We start from the raw sequence: 17,677 nt of genomic DNA, 5'->3' as shown, positions 1-17,677 counted from the left end.
ATTTGTAGATTAAACGTTTTATTACACCTTATTTACTTTTTATCTACTTTATAATAAAAAAGAACTATCCCTTCTCTTAAAAATTCAGAGAAAGAATAGTTCTTTTTTCATTTCCTTTATTTCTTAAAGTACGTCCAACCTTCTTCTTGGTAAACCTTTTCTTCTTTCATCAACTTACCAAGTGCACGTTTAAATGCAGCTTTACTCATATTGAAACGTTCTTTAATGTCTTCTGGGTAGCTCTTATCCCAAAACGGCATTGCTCCGCCTCGTTCTTCCATATATGCATAAATCACTGTAGCATCATCTTCCATTCCTTCTTCTTTACGAGGAAGAAGTGAAATGTTAATTGTGCCGTCATCTTTTACATCAATAATACGTCCTGTTACGCGCTGACCGATGCGAACTTGTTCTTTTCTTTCTGTATGATGTAAAAATGCACGGAAATGCTCATCTGTTAATACGAACGAACCAACTTGAAGTGAACGATACACACGTCCGTTTACGTTTTTATTACGCATAGATGGTGTCGCATCTACAACGATTTCTTGCATATCACTATCTCTTGCCGGAAGAGCAATTAAACGATCACGATTCGTTAATTTTAACGTACAATATAATTCATCTCCAACTTCAGGCCATACTGGCATATAAATTGGGAATTCATCAGCTGGAATTAGTATATCTTTTGATACACCAATATCAACAAACACACCTAAACTAGGAATAACTTCTACAACCTTTACCCAGTTCCAATCATATGTTGTAATAATTGGCTCCTTCATTGTTGCCGAAATACGATTTTGGTGGTCAAGGTATAAGAATACATCAATCGTATCGCCTTCTTCAATTTCTCCAGCTACTTCATTTTTATGTAGGAAAATTTCTTCTTCTTCATTTCCAACCATATATCCAATTTCCGTTTCGCGTAAAACAGTTACCTGTTCAATCGATCCTATTTGTAAATACATATTTTTTTAATTCCCTTCTATATATATAAAATGAACTTTTTAACTTTTTATATTTTTATCATTCCAAACAAAAGTTAATTATAACACGATTTTCTCTTTATTTGTCCAACTGCCCAAAATTCACTATAATAAAATGAGGTTACATCATTATAAGTATGAAAACACTTAAGTCTAAGCTCGTTTTCAGCTATACTTTAGTATGTACAGTACATAAAAAGAGTAGAAATTTATTTGGAGGTGCTAACTATGGCAAAAGATAGTTCTTTTGACATCGTTTCGAAAGTAGAATTACCTGAAGTAACAAACGCAATTAACACTGCATTAAAAGAAATCCAAAACCGATATGACTTTAAAGGAAGTAAAAGTGATATTAAACTTGAAAAAGAAGTACTTGTTTTAACTTCTGACGACGAGTTCAAATTAGAGCAAGTAAAAGACGTTCTTATTTCTAAACTCGTAAAACGTAACGTTCCAATTAAGAACTTAGATTACGGAAAAGTTGAAGCGGCAGCTGGTAACACTGTTCGCCAACGTGCAACACTTCAACAAGGTATCGATAAAGATAACGCGAAAAAAATTAACAACATCATTAAAGAAATGAAATTAAAAGTAAAAACACAAGTACAAGATGATCAAGTACGTGTTACAGCGAAAAGCCGTGATGACTTACAAGCAGTTATCGCAGCAGTTCGTAGCGCTGATTTACCAATTGACGTACAATTTATTAACTACCGCTAAAAAGAAAAACATCCTCTATGTAGAGGATGTTTTTCTTTTTAGCTTGTAAAAGTCTAAGCTTACGGGCAATCGGATAAATTTTATGCATAAATGAAGAAGAACCTTTTAAAAATCGAAACAAAAACCTCCCTCCCCAATCAAATGTAACAAATTATGAGTATAAGAATATTTTCCACCCTTTCCTGTAATGTAAAATTGGTAAGGAATTTATTTTATGAAAAATGTTAATTAAAAAGAGTTAGAAGTGGTTATTTGAAGAAATTAATACTATGTTTTTTATTAACTACATTCTGTCTATATATTGCAGGGTGTTCTAATAATATAACTACACCTGGGGATACATCTAAAACTTCAACACCTGCGAATTGTAAATACATCAACAAAGCTTGGTATAAGAAACCTACGAACTGTAATAATCGATGATATAAGTCATAAAAAAGACACCATATGGTGCTTTTTTTATAGAGAATAATAAGATGTTCATCAGAAATTATGAGTGATTTTTTTATTTTGTTGTTCAAAATATTTTTCTTTAACTATTTTTATCAGATCTTCTTTTTCTGTTAATTCAAAGATAAATAATGCTTTTTTCATATTATCAGCTACATCTTCTTCATTACATTGTTTCAGCTTTAGCATGTTCCAAGCTTTCCCATAGTATAATTCGCCTAATAAATATAAAGTATTTAGATTAATAGCTAATTTAATACCCATATCATTGTATTTTATTGCCTCTTCATGTTGATTTGCATGACCTAACATTTTCCCTAAATTAAAAATGATTTTTAATTTAACCTCTTTATCTCTAGGGAAATCTAACTTATTAAAATTAGTTAAACATCTTCTTAATATAGTAATACTCTTTTCATATTCTTTATTTGCCCAATGAAATATAGCCATCGACTGCATAATATCTATTTCTCTTTCCGATAAAAAATCACCATTCGTTACAGTTAGTTTTAGTGCATTATTTAAAAGATTTAAAGCAGTTTTTATTGATTTATTCACATAAAATATAGCAATCGCTTCATGCCATATTAGAAATTGTTTATCTTCTTTTAACTGGAAATTATTTTCGGTTTTCTCTTGTTTCACTATTTCATAAAGTTCATTATATTGTTTTTGTTTTGTACAATCTCTCATTACACATTTTACATTTTCTACATATTTTAGTTTTTTGTTTTGAGTTAGTGCGAAAATATGATTTGGATCAATACCAAGTCTTTCAGATAATTGATATAACAATACGCTAGATGGATAAATCATACCTTTTTCTATTTTGCTAATTTGACTTTGCGAACATATTCCATGACACAATTCAGATTGTGATATATTCTTTTTCATTCTAAGTTCTTTAATGGTAATACCCAAATCGTAAAATTCCATTTTTCCTCCTCAAATATAGCCCTCAATGAGTAACAAAATACTTTTCACCCTTTAATGTAATGTAAAATTAGTATATTTTCAATTATTGTTGCTTCTATCGATTTTTTTACTTCTTTGCTCAATTGCATTTCGAGGTGAGAGTCTTACTTCAAAGAAAAACAGACTAGAGAGAAAGTTTTCTCCTTAGCCTGTCCCACCAAACAAATTCCCCATCGTCACTGTTATCCCCAAAATACAGAATTACGAATACGATAAGAAGACTTAAACATCTCACCTCATCACGCACTTTTAATTGAACATAAAAGAGAATCTCCCCTTATTTCCGCCTCTTTTTAACCACAATTAAAAAAGCAATAAACAATACGTTCACACCGACGATTAAAGAAATAAATAGCCAATTCACACCTGTTTCCCCGTTAACTTTATACACATTCGATTCCTCACGCTTTAAAACGAGATAAAATTTTCCGTTTTCTTCTCTTATAATTTCATCTTCTAACAATCCCCTTAGCTCTTGTTTTTCACCAATCGCACTTGCAGGTAAAGCAACTTTTTGTGTTTCTTTCGTATTATTAATCGCTACTACTGTCACTTCATCTTTATACTTTCTCTTTAGTACACTCATTCCATCTTTATCGTATAGAAGCTCAAACGTACCGCGGCGTAAAGATGGCCTCGCTTGTCTAAGCTCACCGAGTTTCGTTATATGTTGCATAAACTTTTCATCTGATTTGAAGTCCATTAATCGTCTATTATCTGGCGTACCTCCTCCATCCAATGCAATTTCAGTTCCGTAATAAAAATTCGGAATACCTGGTGTTGTTAATAAATATGTAAGAGCTAGTTTCAAACGAGATGGTGGATAATTCATATTCTCTTTTGCAATACGAGCAAATCTTTTTGTATCTTGATTATCTAAAAATGTAGCGGCTGCTCCGTCTTTTTTACTTACATCATATAAAGGTTTCACCGATACGTCCGCTTTGGAAAACGCATCTACTATTTTTTCGTTGTATTCACTATCTTCTTTTGTCATAACTCGAAAATCTTTCTTTATCACTTGCATATCTTTTTGCACATCATCCCAAAAAGCAGGTGATTTTTTTTCACTATGTATTACATAACTTGCATCTAAATCAACTTCTTTGAGCCACCATTTCATCGAGTCGATTACTTGCTGTTCGTTTTCACCAAGTGGAAATTGAAATACAACTTTCATTCCTTTTGCATGAGCTTCTTGCAAAAGTTCTTTCACATCATTTTCTGTTCCGAAATGTTCATTTACCTTCTGAAAATTGCGCACGTCTAACCCATCGTATTTTACACTTTCAAAAAGCGGCGAAAGCATAACAGTAGTAAATCCCATTTTTTTTATGTAATCCAGTCTTTTTATAATACCTCTTATATCTCCGCCCTGATATCCTTCTAAATTGCCAACTTCTAACTGTTTGTCATTTTTCGGTTCCCCATTATTAAAACGATCAATCATAATGGAATATATAACTTCGTCTCGCCACTCTCTTTTTTCGTCTGCAAATGTATGTATTGGTACAAACAAAACGACAGCTAAACAAAAACAAATGAATAGTTTCCTAGTATGTATTTTCCCCACACGCATCCCCCATGTATTTTAATTGTAAGAATATTATACCAATTATCCAAACGAATCGCATACGTTGATTTCATTCTTATCAAATTAATACATGTTAGGTTTTCTAACATTACACATAAATTTTTCTGAATTTTTAGTTGATTTTTCTTTTTATTTCGAATATGATATGAAACATAACAAATTGATGTTATTTTTCCTAACATTATAGGAGGAGAGAGAATGAATACAGGAGATACGGTTTTTATGTTTGTAGCGACAGTAATGGTCATGTTAATGACACCAGGATTAGCACTTTTTTATGGAGGTATGGTTCGCAGTAAAAACGTACTCAGTACGACAATGCATAGTTATAGCGCAATGGCTATCGTTTCGATTCAATGGATTGTAATTGGTTATTCTTTATCATTCGGACCAGATTGGCACGGACTTATCGGCACATTCGATTGGTTCGGTTTAAACGGAGTTAGCTACGCACCAAATCCAGACTACTCATCTACTATTCCTCACAATTTATTTATGATGTTTCAACTCATGTTTGCTATTTTAACTCCCGCTCTAATTTCAGGAGCATTTGCCGAAAGAATGCGATTTTCAGCTTTCCTTATTTTCATCCTTCTGTGGACAACAATCGTTTACAATCCTGTCGCTCATTGGGTATGGGGCGTTGGTGGATGGCTAAGAGAACTTGGCACATTAGACTTCGCTGGCGGTAATGTCGTTCATATTACATCTGGCGTGGCTGGCCTCGTATTAGCTATTTTCCTTGGAAAACGCAAAAACATAAACGGTTCGTCTCCTCATCATTTACCATTTACGATGTTAGGCGCTGGTTTACTGTGGTTCGGCTGGTTCGGTTTTAACGTCGGAAGCGCATTATCTTTAAACGACGTAGCTTTAACTGCATTTATTAATACAAATATAGCCGCCGCTGCCTCCGCATTAACTTGGATGCTTTCAGAGTGGTTCTTCCAATCAAAACCGACCGCGATGGGAGCTGCTTGCGGCGTTGTTTCCGGTCTAGTCGCTATTACACCAGCTTGCGGGTTCGTTACACCTTTCTCAGCTCTTCTTATCGGAGCAATTGGCGGCGTATTATGCTTCGGAGCGGTCTTTTTCTTAAAAACAAAATTCGGATACGACGATACACTCGATGCATTTGGATGTCACGGCATCGGCGGAACTTGGGGCGGCATTGCGACAGGACTATTTGCAACTACCACCGTAAACAGTGATGGCGCTAACGGATTATTTTACGGGAACGCCGCGCTGCTGTTGAAACAACTTGTAGCAATCGGCGCAACATATGCGTTCACAATTATAATGACGTACGCGATTATTAAAGCAATTAACTTCTTCCTCCCTGTCCGGGTAGATGAGCACGAGGAACATATGGGACTTGATATTTCAATGCACGGGGAGAAAGCTTATGAATATACTGAGCGAGTGAACTAAAAAAGAGATGCAATCTATTGATAGTAGATTGCATCTCTTTTTATTAGACTTGCCGGCACCATACCCTGAGCGGTATTAATATAAATATATCAGCGATTCTTCGGATATATCGACGATTTTTCAAATATATCAGCGATTATTTCAATATATCGACGTTTCGACACGATATATCGATTTACCAACAAATTCCGACATAATGAAACTGAAGAATACCCGCGTGTAACTTTACATAAACAAAAAAAGACGACCGTTTCATAACAGTCGTCTTTTCCAATTTATTTCGGAGCATTTCCTACATATTGCGTAATATCAACGTTTAATGCTTGCGCTAAACGCATACCGTACTCTTGATCTGCACGGAAGAAGTTACATACAGCTAGTAATTTCGTACGTTCATTTACGTCTTTTAAGTCATTTGTTAAGTTTGCAATTAAGTTGTCTTGCTCTTCTTTAGAGAATGAACGGTAACGCTCACCCGCTTGTTTGAAATCATTTGGTTTGTCAATTTTCTCACGAGATACATAGCCTTCTACTTTCATAGTTGAATCGCGGTAAGCTGGGTCTTCAACTGGATTTTCAGCATGACGGCTCGGTTCATAGTTAATTGTAGATGGGTTTTGATTGATTTGCATCGCACCATCACGTTGTTGATTATGAACAGCTGCGTATGGACAGTTTACAGGAATTTGTAAGTAGTTTGCACCAAGGCGGTAACGCTGTGTATCTGGATAAGAGAATAAACGACCTTGTAATAATTTATCTTCAGATGGTTCAATACCATTTACAGTTGCACTTGGAGAGAACGCTACTTGTTCTACTTCCGCGAAGAAGTTTTTCGGGTTACGATTTAACGTCATTGTCCCTACTTCCATTAATGGGAAACGATCTTCTGGCCATACTTTCGTTGGGTCTAACGGATCGAAATCTAAAGAATCCGTTTCATCTAGTTGCATCACTTGTACGTGTAAATCCCACTTCGGATAATTTCCTTTTTCGATTGCATCGAATAAGTCACGAGTTGCATGGTTGAAGTCTTTTCCTTGTACTTCTTGCACTTCTTTTGCACTTAAGTTACGTACACCTTGCTGTGGCTTCCAATGATATTTAATGTAGACGATTTTACCTTCTGCATTAATCCATTTGAATGAATGTACACCGAAACCTTCCATTTCACGATAACTTGCTGGTGTACCGTAATCAGAAAATACCCATGTCATCATATGTGTAGATTCTGGACTTAACGTCATGAAATCCCAGTAACGATCTGGTGTTTGAATATTTGTATCAGGTGCAGGTTTTAAAGAATGCACCATATCAGGGAATTTAATCGCATCACGAATGAAGAAGACTGGTAAATGATTACCTACGATATCGTAGTTTCCTTCTTCTGTATAAAATTTAACAGCAAAACCGCGTGGATCACGTGCTGTTTCAGGAGAACCTTGACCATGAATAACCGTTGAAAAACGAACAAACACAGGTGTTTCAGTTCCTTCATTTTGTAAAAATGCTGCTTTCGTATATTTCTTCATGCTGTTTTTCGTTACGAATACACCGTGAGCACCTGCACCACGTGCATGCACAACACGCTCTGGAATACGTTCACGATCAAAGTGAGCTAGTTTTTCTACTAAATGATAGTCTTCTAATAATACTGGTCCACGGCGACCAGCTGTACGAGAATTTTGGTTATCTCCGACCGGAGCACCTTGGTTTGTTGTTAAGCGATTATTTGGATTCATCTAGGGGGATCCTCCTCTTTCTTTCATAGTAATTATTATTTATTTAAAATTATTATAAATTAATTATTGTTCAAAATTAGTTCTTTGTCAACTATTTCTTTCACTTTTCTGGAAACAATTGTAGCTAAACAATCAATAAATGTAGATTGTGCATTCGGCATATTTGGTCTAAAATACGCAGCATTTAATTCATCCGTCACAACTTTACACTCGTAATCGTTGTCATATAAAACTTCTAAATGCTCTGCCACAAAACCGACTGGGCAATATATGAAAGATTTATATCTATGCTCTTCAAATAAATCTCTCGTTAAATCTTGCACATCTGGTCCAATCCATGGATCAGGTGTATTTCCGGCACTTTGCCAACCAATTGTATAGTTTTGGATGTTTGCAGCTGCTGCGATTAAATCCGCTGTATGCTGCAATTGCTCCACATAAGGATCACCTGCTGCAATAATTTTCTCTGGTAAACTATGCGCAGAAAAAATTACAACTGCTTTCTCTTTATCTTCAATTTTTGTAAATGTTTCTTTTATTTGATCTGCCCAATACGAAATAAACTTCGGTTCATCGTACCATTGGTCAATCGGCTCAATAACAGGACCACCTATTTCCTCCGAGAGACGAATTGCACGCTCGTTATATGCCTTAATGCTAAAGGTAGAATAATGCGGTGCTAATACGATACTAATTGCTTGCTCAATTCCATCGCGCTTCATCTCTTCTACTGCATCTTCTATAAACGGAGCAGTATGTTTTAAGCCTAAGTAACAATTAAATTCATACTCTGTAAACATATTATTCATTAAGTCTGTTAATTTATGCGCTTGCTCTTTCGTAATTTTTGCAAGCGGTGAAATTCCACCAATCGCTTTATAACGTCCAATTAAATCTTGGAGTGCTTCTTCTGATGGCTTACGCCCATGACGAATATGTGTATAATATGCCTCTACTTCATCTAATGAATCCGGCGTTCCATACGCCATTACGAGTAAACCTATTTTTTTCTTTTTCATCTATATAACACCTCAATTTTATAAATGAGAATCTTTTTCAAGAACATTTGTTTCCAATTATAACAACTAATAATAAGTACGTAAAGATAATTATTCTAAATAAGTATTTTTTCTAATATGATTTTGAATTTTATATGACAATTTATTTAATAAAAAGCGACTTACTTATAAAGTAAGTCGCTTTTCTCCTATTCTTTAATATTTACTCCATATTCTTTAAACCAAACGTGAATTTGTGCTAAATGAGCTAAAAGTTGTGGCCCAGTCATTAATTGACCATACCATGGCGTTTGGAATGCACTGCCGCCTGACTCAATTAATCCACTCAGCTGTTCTTTATCAAATAGTTCGTGTAAAATCGATCCTTTATCTGTTAATAAATCTTGTAGCCATACTGTTACTGCTTTCGTATAGTGCGGATTATGTGTTTTCGGATACGGGCTCTTCTTTCTATATAAGATGTCATTTGGAAGTAATCCTTCTAACGCTTTACGTAATAGACCTTTTTCGCGATTTTTATACATTTTCATTTCCCAAGGAATATTCCAAGCATATTCGACAAGTCGGTGATCCGCAAATGGAACGCGTACTTCTAAGCTTGCACCCATACTCATACGGTCTTTTCTGTCTAATAATGTTGTCATAAACCATACCATATTTAAATAAAATAATTGTCGTCTCTTTGCTTCAATTGGGCTTTCTCCCTCTAAAATAGGAACTTCTTGAATGGACTCTTCATAGCGCTGTTGTACATATTGTTGTAAGTTTAATTTATTTCTCCATTCTTTTTTTAGCAGTTGTTCACGCGCTTCTGTAGAGCGCATCCACGGAAATGCACTCGATTGTAAATCATCCTCTCTATAAAACCACGGATAACCACCAAATATTTCATCTGCACATTCCCCCGATAGACCGACGACAAAATCTTGTTTAATCTCTCGACAAAACCATAATAATGACGAATCAATATCTGCCATACCAGGTAAATCGCGAACGAGCACTGCTTCGGTTAAATACTGCGCTAATTGTTCATTTGAAATGACGCAGCGATGATGGATTGTTTGAAACGTTTCAGTCATCAAATGAATAAATGGTGCATCTGAATTTGGCTGAAACGCATTTGCTTTAAAGTATTTGTCATTATCTTCGTAATCAATCGAATATGTGTGTAATTGCCCTTTTCCTGATCTTTCGTATTCTTTCGCAGCAATTGCTGTTATAGCGCTTGAATCTACACCGCCTGATAAAAAAGTACATAATGGTACATCAGAAACGAGCTGCCTTGTAATCGCATCTTGTAATAAAAAGCGTGTTTTTTCTACTGTTTCTTCAAAGGAATCTTCATGCTTTTTACTTTCTACATTCCAATATCTCCATATGCATAAACCGTTCTTTGAAAATGTCATCGCATGACCTGGACGTAATTCTTTTATACCAGCATAAATGCCGTGGCCAGGCGTTCTAGATGGTCCAAGGCCAAATATTTCAGATAATCCTTCTAACGTCACTTCCGCCTTCACATCTGGATGCGCCAATATCGCTTTTAACTCTGAGCCAAATAGTAATCGCCCACTGTCATATTTATAAAATAGCGGTTTTACCCCTAATCGATCGCGCGCAATAAACACTTGTTCTTTCTGTTCATCCCATACAGCAAACGCATATATACCGTTTAAATGATCGACACATTCTTCTTTCCATTCCATATACGATGCTAATAGTACTTCCGTATCAGAATGACCTTTGAACGTATATCCTCTTCTTAATAGTTCCTTTCGAATATCTTCCGTGTTATACAGTTCGCCGTTATAGCAAATTGCATAATTCGCTTCGTCCTTTAAGCAAGTCATCGGCTGCTTACCACCTTCAGGATCAACAACGATTAACCGTTTATGCCCAAATGCGACATTGCCTTTAATCCAAACTTTATTATCATCTGGGCCACGCTTCGCTAACGTCTCAGCCATCTTCGTAACGACATCCCGTTCTCCTTCTAATGAGCGTTTATAATCCACCCATCCTGTAATCCCGCACATATAAATCATCCTTCCATCTTATTTCTTTTCTTGAACGTGCAGTAATCCCCACCCTAAGAGGTGCGGATTAAAAAATGAAAAACTTGACGATAACCTACTATCCATATACGGAATAGCATTTTCACTCAGTAAAACGTGTTTTATTGTATGCCCACCTATGTGTAGATGTGTCTAGTTATAAAGAATGCACGAACTGTCTATAACAGGAATAACTACTTTTCAAAAGGAGAAATCGTGTATGATACAACGTAAACATATTTTATATAACCAACCTCGTGCTCATACGGTCGGTAATGTAGAATATATAAACAATGAATGGGTATTCTTTGATGATGAAAATGAGGAAGCATTTTTATTAGAAGATATTGCCGAAGATGGATTTGAGATTTTATATAACAATAACTGGCTACCAGCTCGTTTCTATGAACAAGATGTATTACAAATCGCCAACGAACAGCACCATTTGCAAAATGGGGAAATGATACGCATTCGTAAAAAATTACTCCTTAGCTATACAGAATGGCTTGAGGAATTACCTGACTCTGTCTTTGCCTTATTAACAGAGGCATTGCAATCACTTCATTACTCTTTATATGATTGCATGTATTGTCATAATTATTTATCCTTTTTACCGAAAGAGGAAGCATGCGAAGGAGTAAATATTCTTTTATTTGATAACGAAGAGATGATTTGTTCACTGCAGCACCATTTCGTTCGTCACGCTACGTCAAATAAAAATATGTTTCGTTTTACGAAAGTAAACGGAGAAGAGTTGCATATCGATGCAACATAAAATAAAAAACCACCTTATTTCCCAAATATTTGAGATTATAAGGTGGTTTTATTTTCTTTATTAGAATACTTGCCAACCAATCGGCAATTTCAGTCCTAGATAAAATACCGCTACAAGCGCGATAATAAATAATCCCCAGAATGCCCCCGTTGCCTTGTTCTTGCTCATTTTCACAAGAACCATTTCCATTCCAGCGATAACTAAAATACCAGCTAGCATTTTTAGACCGTACCACATGTGATAGCTCTTATCAACTATAGTTTGATCTAGGTATAACCAAACGCCCGTCACAATAATGATAATGTACATTAGGCGAAGCCCCATATGTACACCTTTCCCTTTTCTTCCTGCTGAATAAAGTGAATACGCAACGAAGAATAAAATTAAACCTAACGCCCATGCTGTAATATGCATATGTACCATCGTATCCCTTACCTCCTCTTTTCACACTTTTTCACTCTATATGATAACATGTTCATTTATTTTCAGGAAATGTTTCGCTTTTTTACATTTAAATGATATAATATTTAGAGTATTTACAAACTTCTTGTAATAACAAAAGGGGGAACAATCATGATTCAAACTAAGGATATTATCGAACTTACAGACACATACGGAGCAAATAACTATCACCCACTTCCAATCGTTATTTCTAAAGCGGAAGGCGTTTGGGTAGAAGATCCTGAAGGAAATCGCTATATGGACTTATTAAGTGCATATTCTGCAGTAAACCAAGGGCATCGTCACCCAAAAATTATTAACGCTTTAATTGACCAAGCTAATCGTGTTACGTTAACTTCTCGTGCTTTCCATAGCGATCAATTAGGTCCTTGGTACGAAAAAGTTGCGAAACTAACTAATAAAGAAATGGTACTTCCAATGAATACAGGTGCAGAAGCTGTTGAAACTGCAATTAAAACAGCTCGCCGATGGGCTTATGATGTGAAGAAAGTGGAAGCAAACCGTGCTGAAATTATCGTTTGTGAAGATAACTTCCACGGACGTACGATGGGCGCTGTTTCTATGTCTTCAAACGAAGAGTACAAGCGCGGATTCGGTCCAATGCTTCCTGGCATCGTTGTAATTCCTTACGGTGATTTAGAAGCGTTAAAAGCTGCTATTACACCAAACACAGCTGCATTCATTTTAGAGCCAATCCAAGGTGAAGCAGGGATTAACATCCCACCAGCTGGTTTCTTAAAAGAAGCTCTTGAAGTATGTAAAAAAGAAAACGTTTTATTCGTAGCAGATGAAATCCAAACTGGCTTAGGCCGTACTGGCAAAGTATTTGCTTGTGACTGGGACGGTGTAACTCCTGACATGTACATACTTGGTAAAGCGCTTGGCGGCGGCGTATTCCCAATCTCTTGCGTTGCAGCAAACCGCGACATTTTAGGTGTATTCGAGCCAGGCTCTCACGGTTCTACATTCGGTGGTAACCCACTTGCATGTGCTGTTTCTATCGCAGCTCTTGAAGTGTTAGAAGAAGAAAAATTAACAGAACGTTCTCTTCAATTAGGTGAAAAATTAGTTGGACAATTAAAAGAAATTGATAACCCAATGATTACTGAAGTTCGCGGTAAAGGTTTATTTATCGGTATCGAATTAAACGAGCCAGCTCGTCCTTACTGTGAACAACTAAAAGCAGCTGGACTGTTATGTAAAGAAACACACGAAAACGTAATTCGTATCGCACCACCTCTAGTAATCTCTGAAGAAGATTTAGAGTGGGCATTCCAAAAAATTAAAGCTGTATTATCGTAATAATAGAGAGGTTGTCCTACATGTTGGGACAACCTCTTTCATTTTATATTGATTTATACTAAAATAAAATTGTAATTTTCTGTATTTTAAAATCATAAAGGAGGTGCGATATGTTATTAAGATACGGCAAACATATTAACTATTTAGCTACAACTTTTCTTTTAGTTACATTCTTTGGCTTCCTACTTTCCGTAACATCGCTTAGTCACTACTCAACTCCCACTACATTCACACTACTGAAAGCATCATTTTGGACTACTGTTATTCTTACTATCATTGGTTTTGGACGCGAAAAAAGCGCACTTACGGTTATACTATTTGGCATTTGTACACTTGCAGTCATTGGTCTTTACACTTTTTCCGTTATCGATTACCTCTATCACCCAAGACCATAGAAAAGAGCTATCTAGTAATAAGATAGCTCTTTTCTTCACTTCACTTCACTACATTTCGCAAAGTACCAATTCCTTCTACTGTAATAACTACTTCATCACCGGCATGCAAAAACTTCGGTGGTGTGAAACCTTTTCCAACACCAGCCGGGGTTCCTGTTGCAATAATATCTCCTGGTTCTAATGTCATTCCTTTACTTATCGTTGAAATGATTTCTTCTATTGAAAAAATCATTTTATTTGTATTTGAAGTTTGTCTTACTTCTCCATTTACTACCGTTTCAATGTGTAATGCATTTGGCGCACTAACCATCGATTTATGAATTAAATACGGTCCCATCGGACAAAATGTATCGAAACTTTTTCCAAGGAAAAATTGCTTATGCTTCCTTTGAATGTCGCGAGCAGTTATATCATTTATAATGGTATAACCAAAAACATGCTCAAGCGCTTTTTCTTTTTTTATTTGTTTCCCTCGCTTACCAATGACGATAGCTAGTTCCCCTTCATAGTCTAATTCATTTGTTGCGTGGGGATGACTATTAATTTTTTCATCCATTCCAATCACTGTCGTTGGTGCTTTCGTAAAGATCATTATATTTTCTGGAATTGACTCTACGCCGCCCATTTCCATCGCATGCTCACGATAATTTTTTCCAACGCAAAGAATATTCTTTCTTGGCCTTGGAATTGGTGCTAATATTTTCACCTCAGTTAACGGGTAATACGCCGTTCCTTCATTTTCCTTCGCCCAATTGACAATTTCACACATTTTTTCAACACATTCGGTTCCTCTTTCAATACATTCTAACATTGTAATAGGGATTGTAACCTTTTCTCCCTTTTGCCTTTGCGCTTCTCTTAAGTGCAATACCTTTTCTTCTTCTTCATCCACAATACCTACAAATACCTTTTCTTCTTTTTTCGCCGTTACCAAACGCAACATTTCCACTCTCCATCCTAAAACTCATACCTTTTAATTGTATTCGCATCTGTAAGAAAAAAACCTTCTCATACACGCTAATTTTTACAATATTCTTCTCATATCCGATTCGTTACTCCTTTATCATTTGGCATAAAATGTAGAAATTTTACTTTTTTTAGCGAATGCATTTCTTTTTTATGTTTTTTTTGTATAATATGTACTACATATATACTAAAAATTTCATTTAGAGATGGAGCCGATTTCAATGTTTGAGCAAGCGATTGAAAAAAAACGTGAAAAAATGATTTATTTTGCTGAACGCTACGGAATGACTTCTCAAAAAACAGTGGATTGTAGCCAAGAACTGGACAGGCTCTTAAATGCAATTTGGCATGTACATACGGATTTTCACCCTAATCAAACACTCGACACACACACACAATAACGTGTGTGTTTCTTTTATTTCAAAAAAACACACATTTTATTAAAAACGCCCATACAATAGTAGAAAAGAAAATTTTAAAAACGAAAGGTGTTTTGTATGCCAGCTATGGTCGGACATATTCGTATCGTTAATATTGGATCAAGTGGTATTTTTCATATTGGAGATGTATTTGCGATTAGGCCTATTAGTTATTCACGCGCTTTCGCTGGGGCCGGCTCTTTTAATGTTGGAGATAACGTTTCTGTCTACAATTATCAAAGCGCAACGACTGTTAATGATTCAGATGTTGTTGATCAAGCGATAATTGGTTCAACTTAAAGGGGGCGATTGTATTGAATTTTTATGTAAACCAAAGCATCATCATTAACAGTATTAAAATTGATAGCATTACAACCTCTTCTGTATTCCAAATTGGTACTGCCGGAAGTATTAAAGCCCTATCTAAATTCTCAAATACTGGCGGATTTACAGAACCCCTTCGCCCATTACAGGCAAAAGGACAAATTATTTCTATCAAACCATCAACTAGTTCTTCTTAAGACATCCTTGTCATAAATATATAGTAGGAATATATTTACCCTCCCTATTGAAAAGGAGGTTTCACAAATGAATCAAGATATATATACTTACTTACACCAACTTCAACAAGCTCTTCAAGCACAACAAGCGACCATTCTTAACTTAGAAGATCAAGTTCGTCAATTACAAGAAGAGCTTAATGAATTAAAAAGTCGCCCCTCCTCTTCTATAGGAAAAGTGGAATATAAATTCGATCAATTAAAAGTAGAAAATTTAAATGGCACTTTAAATATTGGATTAAATCCATTTTCAACAAAAGGACAACAAATTGAGGATTTTCAAGTTGACACGGAAACTTTGAAGGTCAATCCTGAAACTGACACAAATCCAGACTTTTACCAAGGTATCCTTCAGGAAATGCATCGTTACTTAGATGAAGAAGCATATAATCGAATTCTCCATTTTGAACAAGAAGAGAGAACGCCACTCGATGAAATGTATCGACAAATGATGGTTGACGACATAAAGAAACAGATGGAGCATAGACTTCCTTATTATTTATCACAAGCACAATCACATGAAGGGATTTCAACAGATCCAGATTATTTACGAGATATCATTATTCAAGCTATGAAACATGATATCGACAAGGCCTTCCTTTCGTTTATTCAACACATACCGGGCAATTTCCGAAAGGAGTAAGTATGTATGAACCTTAACGTTGTAAACCGCGAGTTCAAAGTCGGACAGATTAAAATGAACGGTGTATCGTCGTCCGCACTCTTTTTAATTGGGGATGCAAATTTCCTCATTCTATCTTCTATTCTTGATACGCCGTTTGAAACTGTTACAGAGGGTCCATTTGTGCCATTAGTAACAGATGTCCCTCCTACTCCAGGTTAAGGAGACTGAGAAATTATGTTACATCACGTGTCTATTGTCCAAAATGTTTCTATTGTTTCGTTAGGAATTGCTGCCGTATTTCAAGTTGGAGATGCCAATCAAATGGAATTAAAAAGTCGAGCTCTTGCCGTCCACCGGGAATTCCCTTGTTATATAAAAGACGAAGGCCGCTTAGATGCATTTGAAATCTTTACAGATGAATACATCACAATCCCAAAACGAACGACAGATGTAAAATTAAACATTATAAATGAATGTCCTTTTATTGAAGTGAATAACGTTGAATTGCGCACACTTTTAAACTCTGGTGGATTTCAAATTGGAAATGTTGATTATGTTTTTAATAACTCTCGTATTATGCAAATTCGCCAATATATTACGGATGAACCTTCCGCACAATAATTCATATAGTAATTAAAAAGCTTAGTAAAGTAGGTGGATGGTATGCCTTCTGTTGTTGGAAATCTCGTCGTGCAAAACAGTAATGGTTCTTTCAATTTAGGGGATTTTTATAACGTGTCTCCGAAAGAAAATACGAAAGCTTATAATGGATCCGGAGCTTCCAATGTTGGATTTGTCGTGAATACTTTTAACGGTGTTAGTGCAACAAATACGTTTGATTCTGATGTGGCGGATCAAGACCAGATTGGAACAGCGTAAAAAAAGTAGGAGAATATCTCCTACTTTTTCTTTTATTTAAATGATAACCCGCTCTCCTCCAAAGCCTTTCTAAGCTTTGGCAAAGATGCTGGTCCCATACCATGTAGCTTTAAAATTTCTTTTTCACTATACTTTGAAAGTTCTTCTATAGTATGAATTCCATGCTGCTCTAGCGCATTTCGTGCTGGTGATGAAAGAAGTGAAAGAAATCCTGTTTGTGGTTTCTTTTCTTTCTCACAAGTTGGGCAAGTTGGACAATCGCTACTTTTGTAGTATTCATGACCTTTTTCACACGTTCTTAACGTTTTTTCCGTTGCCAT

General features: G+C 35.7%; 21 protein-coding genes. 12 read left to right on the top strand and 9 right to left on the bottom strand.

What is annotated here, in order from left to right; genetic code table 11:
• Positions 1 to 116: 116 nt before the first annotated feature.
• Positions 117 to 971, bottom strand: a complete 855-nt coding sequence (locus NLJ82_RS06035; RefSeq protein ID WP_000281267.1) for a CvfB family protein — start codon at positions 969 to 971, stop codon at positions 117 to 119.
• 246 nt (positions 972 to 1,217) lie between these two features.
• Here NLJ82_RS06035 and NLJ82_RS06030 point away from each other — a divergent pair, with 246 nt between their 5' ends.
• Entirely contained in the window at positions 1,218 to 1,709 is a 492-nt protein-coding gene (locus tag NLJ82_RS06030) for a YajQ family cyclic di-GMP-binding protein (protein WP_001040153.1), read from the top strand.
• Positions 1,710 to 2,192: 483 nt separating this feature from the next.
• Here NLJ82_RS06030 and NLJ82_RS06025 read toward each other — a convergent pair whose 3' ends face one another.
• On the bottom strand, positions 2,193 to 3,095 hold the full coding sequence (locus NLJ82_RS06025) for a helix-turn-helix domain-containing protein (protein ID WP_000397905.1): 903 nt from the start codon (positions 3,093 to 3,095) through the stop codon (positions 2,193 to 2,195).
• Positions 3,096 to 3,411: 316 nt separating this feature from the next.
• Positions 3,412 to 4,713, bottom strand: a complete 1,302-nt coding sequence (locus tag NLJ82_RS06020) for an alpha-amylase family glycosyl hydrolase (protein ID WP_012644265.1) — start codon at positions 4,711 to 4,713, stop codon at positions 3,412 to 3,414.
• A gap of 213 nt (positions 4,714 to 4,926) precedes the next feature.
• Here NLJ82_RS06020 and NLJ82_RS06015 point away from each other — a divergent pair, with 213 nt between their 5' ends.
• Positions 4,927 to 6,159: an ammonium transporter gene (locus tag NLJ82_RS06015; RefSeq protein ID WP_001091648.1), complete on the top strand. Its 1,233-nt coding sequence runs from the start codon at positions 4,927 to 4,929 to the stop codon at positions 6,157 to 6,159.
• Between the two features lie 275 nt (positions 6,160 to 6,434).
• Here the strand turns inward: NLJ82_RS06015 and katB are convergent, their stop codons facing one another.
• The 3 genes from katB to asnB form a co-directional block, all read right to left on the bottom strand.
• On the bottom strand, positions 6,435 to 7,901 hold the full coding sequence (gene katB / locus NLJ82_RS06010; protein ID WP_001069155.1) for a catalase KatB: 1,467 nt from the start codon (positions 7,899 to 7,901) through the stop codon (positions 6,435 to 6,437).
• 59 nt (positions 7,902 to 7,960) lie between these two features.
• The gene (gene hemH, locus NLJ82_RS06005; RefSeq protein ID WP_000727358.1) at positions 7,961 to 8,920 is read right to left on the bottom strand and encodes a ferrochelatase; all 960 of its coding nucleotides are present in this window, start codon (positions 8,918 to 8,920) and stop codon (positions 7,961 to 7,963) included.
• A gap of 188 nt (positions 8,921 to 9,108) precedes the next feature.
• Positions 9,109 to 10,956, bottom strand: coding sequence for an asparagine synthase (glutamine-hydrolyzing) (gene asnB / locus NLJ82_RS06000; protein ID WP_000333977.1), 1,848 nt, complete (start codon positions 10,954 to 10,956; stop codon positions 9,109 to 9,111).
• Between the two features lie 238 nt (positions 10,957 to 11,194).
• On the opposite strand from asnB, the gene NLJ82_RS05995 reads away from it, so the two are divergent.
• Positions 11,195 to 11,749 carry a DUF2777 domain-containing protein gene (locus tag NLJ82_RS05995; protein ID WP_000616054.1) on the top strand — a complete coding sequence of 185 codons (555 nt, stop codon included), beginning with the start codon at positions 11,195 to 11,197 and terminating at the stop codon, positions 11,747 to 11,749.
• A gap of 60 nt (positions 11,750 to 11,809) precedes the next feature.
• Here NLJ82_RS05995 and NLJ82_RS05990 read toward each other — a convergent pair whose 3' ends face one another.
• Positions 11,810 to 12,172, bottom strand: coding sequence for a YisL family protein (locus NLJ82_RS05990; protein WP_000233503.1), 363 nt, complete (start codon positions 12,170 to 12,172; stop codon positions 11,810 to 11,812).
• 150 nt (positions 12,173 to 12,322) lie between these two features.
• On the opposite strand from NLJ82_RS05990, the gene rocD reads away from it, so the two are divergent.
• Entirely contained in the window at positions 12,323 to 13,513 is a 1,191-nt protein-coding gene (rocD, locus tag NLJ82_RS05985; protein WP_000616655.1) for an ornithine aminotransferase, read from the top strand.
• Between the two features lie 110 nt (positions 13,514 to 13,623).
• Positions 13,624 to 13,908: a hypothetical protein gene (locus tag NLJ82_RS05980; RefSeq protein ID WP_000926868.1), complete on the top strand. Its 285-nt coding sequence runs from the start codon at positions 13,624 to 13,626 to the stop codon at positions 13,906 to 13,908.
• Between the two features lie 40 nt (positions 13,909 to 13,948).
• Here the strand turns inward: NLJ82_RS05980 and NLJ82_RS05975 are convergent, their stop codons facing one another.
• The gene (locus NLJ82_RS05975; protein WP_000945297.1) at positions 13,949 to 14,851 is read right to left on the bottom strand and encodes a fumarylacetoacetate hydrolase family protein; all 903 of its coding nucleotides are present in this window, start codon (positions 14,849 to 14,851) and stop codon (positions 13,949 to 13,951) included.
• Positions 14,852 to 15,095: 244 nt separating this feature from the next.
• Here NLJ82_RS05975 and NLJ82_RS05970 point away from each other — a divergent pair, with 244 nt between their 5' ends.
• The 7 genes from NLJ82_RS05970 to gerPF all read left to right on the top strand — a co-directional run bounded on the left by NLJ82_RS05970 (position 15,096) and on the right by gerPF (position 17,357).
• A complete protein-coding gene (locus NLJ82_RS05970; protein ID WP_000462840.1) occupies positions 15,096 to 15,275 on the top strand; it encodes an aspartyl-phosphate phosphatase Spo0E family protein in 180 nt (59 codons plus the stop codon).
• 96 nt (positions 15,276 to 15,371) lie between these two features.
• Complete coding sequence (gene gerPA / locus NLJ82_RS05965; protein ID WP_001111188.1) at positions 15,372 to 15,593, top strand: spore germination protein GerPA; 222 nt, start codon at positions 15,372 to 15,374, stop codon at positions 15,591 to 15,593.
• Between the two features lie 14 nt (positions 15,594 to 15,607).
• A complete protein-coding gene (gene gerPB, locus NLJ82_RS05960; protein WP_001012508.1) occupies positions 15,608 to 15,814 on the top strand; it encodes a spore germination protein GerPB in 207 nt (68 codons plus the stop codon).
• Positions 15,815 to 15,881: 67 nt separating this feature from the next.
• Positions 15,882 to 16,496: a spore germination protein GerPC gene (gene gerPC / locus NLJ82_RS05955; RefSeq protein WP_001070747.1), complete on the top strand. Its 615-nt coding sequence runs from the start codon at positions 15,882 to 15,884 to the stop codon at positions 16,494 to 16,496.
• 6 nt (positions 16,497 to 16,502) lie between these two features.
• Positions 16,503 to 16,697 carry a spore germination protein GerPD gene (gene gerPD, locus NLJ82_RS05950; protein WP_001052802.1) on the top strand — a complete coding sequence of 65 codons (195 nt, stop codon included), beginning with the start codon at positions 16,503 to 16,505 and terminating at the stop codon, positions 16,695 to 16,697.
• A gap of 15 nt (positions 16,698 to 16,712) precedes the next feature.
• A complete protein-coding gene (locus NLJ82_RS05945) occupies positions 16,713 to 17,099 on the top strand; it encodes a spore germination protein GerPE (protein ID WP_000902334.1) in 387 nt (128 codons plus the stop codon).
• A gap of 42 nt (positions 17,100 to 17,141) precedes the next feature.
• Positions 17,142 to 17,357: a spore germination protein GerPF gene (gene gerPF, locus NLJ82_RS05940; RefSeq protein WP_001141566.1), complete on the top strand. Its 216-nt coding sequence runs from the start codon at positions 17,142 to 17,144 to the stop codon at positions 17,355 to 17,357.
• A 32-nt stretch (positions 17,358 to 17,389) separates the two neighbouring features.
• On the opposite strand, the gene NLJ82_RS05935 is transcribed toward gerPF, so the two are convergent.
• The gene (locus NLJ82_RS05935; protein ID WP_000179956.1) at positions 17,390 to 17,677 is read right to left on the bottom strand and encodes an RNA polymerase alpha subunit C-terminal domain-containing protein; all 288 of its coding nucleotides are present in this window, start codon (positions 17,675 to 17,677) and stop codon (positions 17,390 to 17,392) included.

This window comes from Bacillus paranthracis, assembly GCF_024296885.1.
Lineage (GTDB): Bacteria > Bacillota > Bacilli > Bacillales > Bacillaceae_G > Bacillus_A > Bacillus_A paranthracis.
Note: the sequence above shows the minus strand (reverse complement) of the source record. Positions and strands in the feature narration are given on the sequence as shown.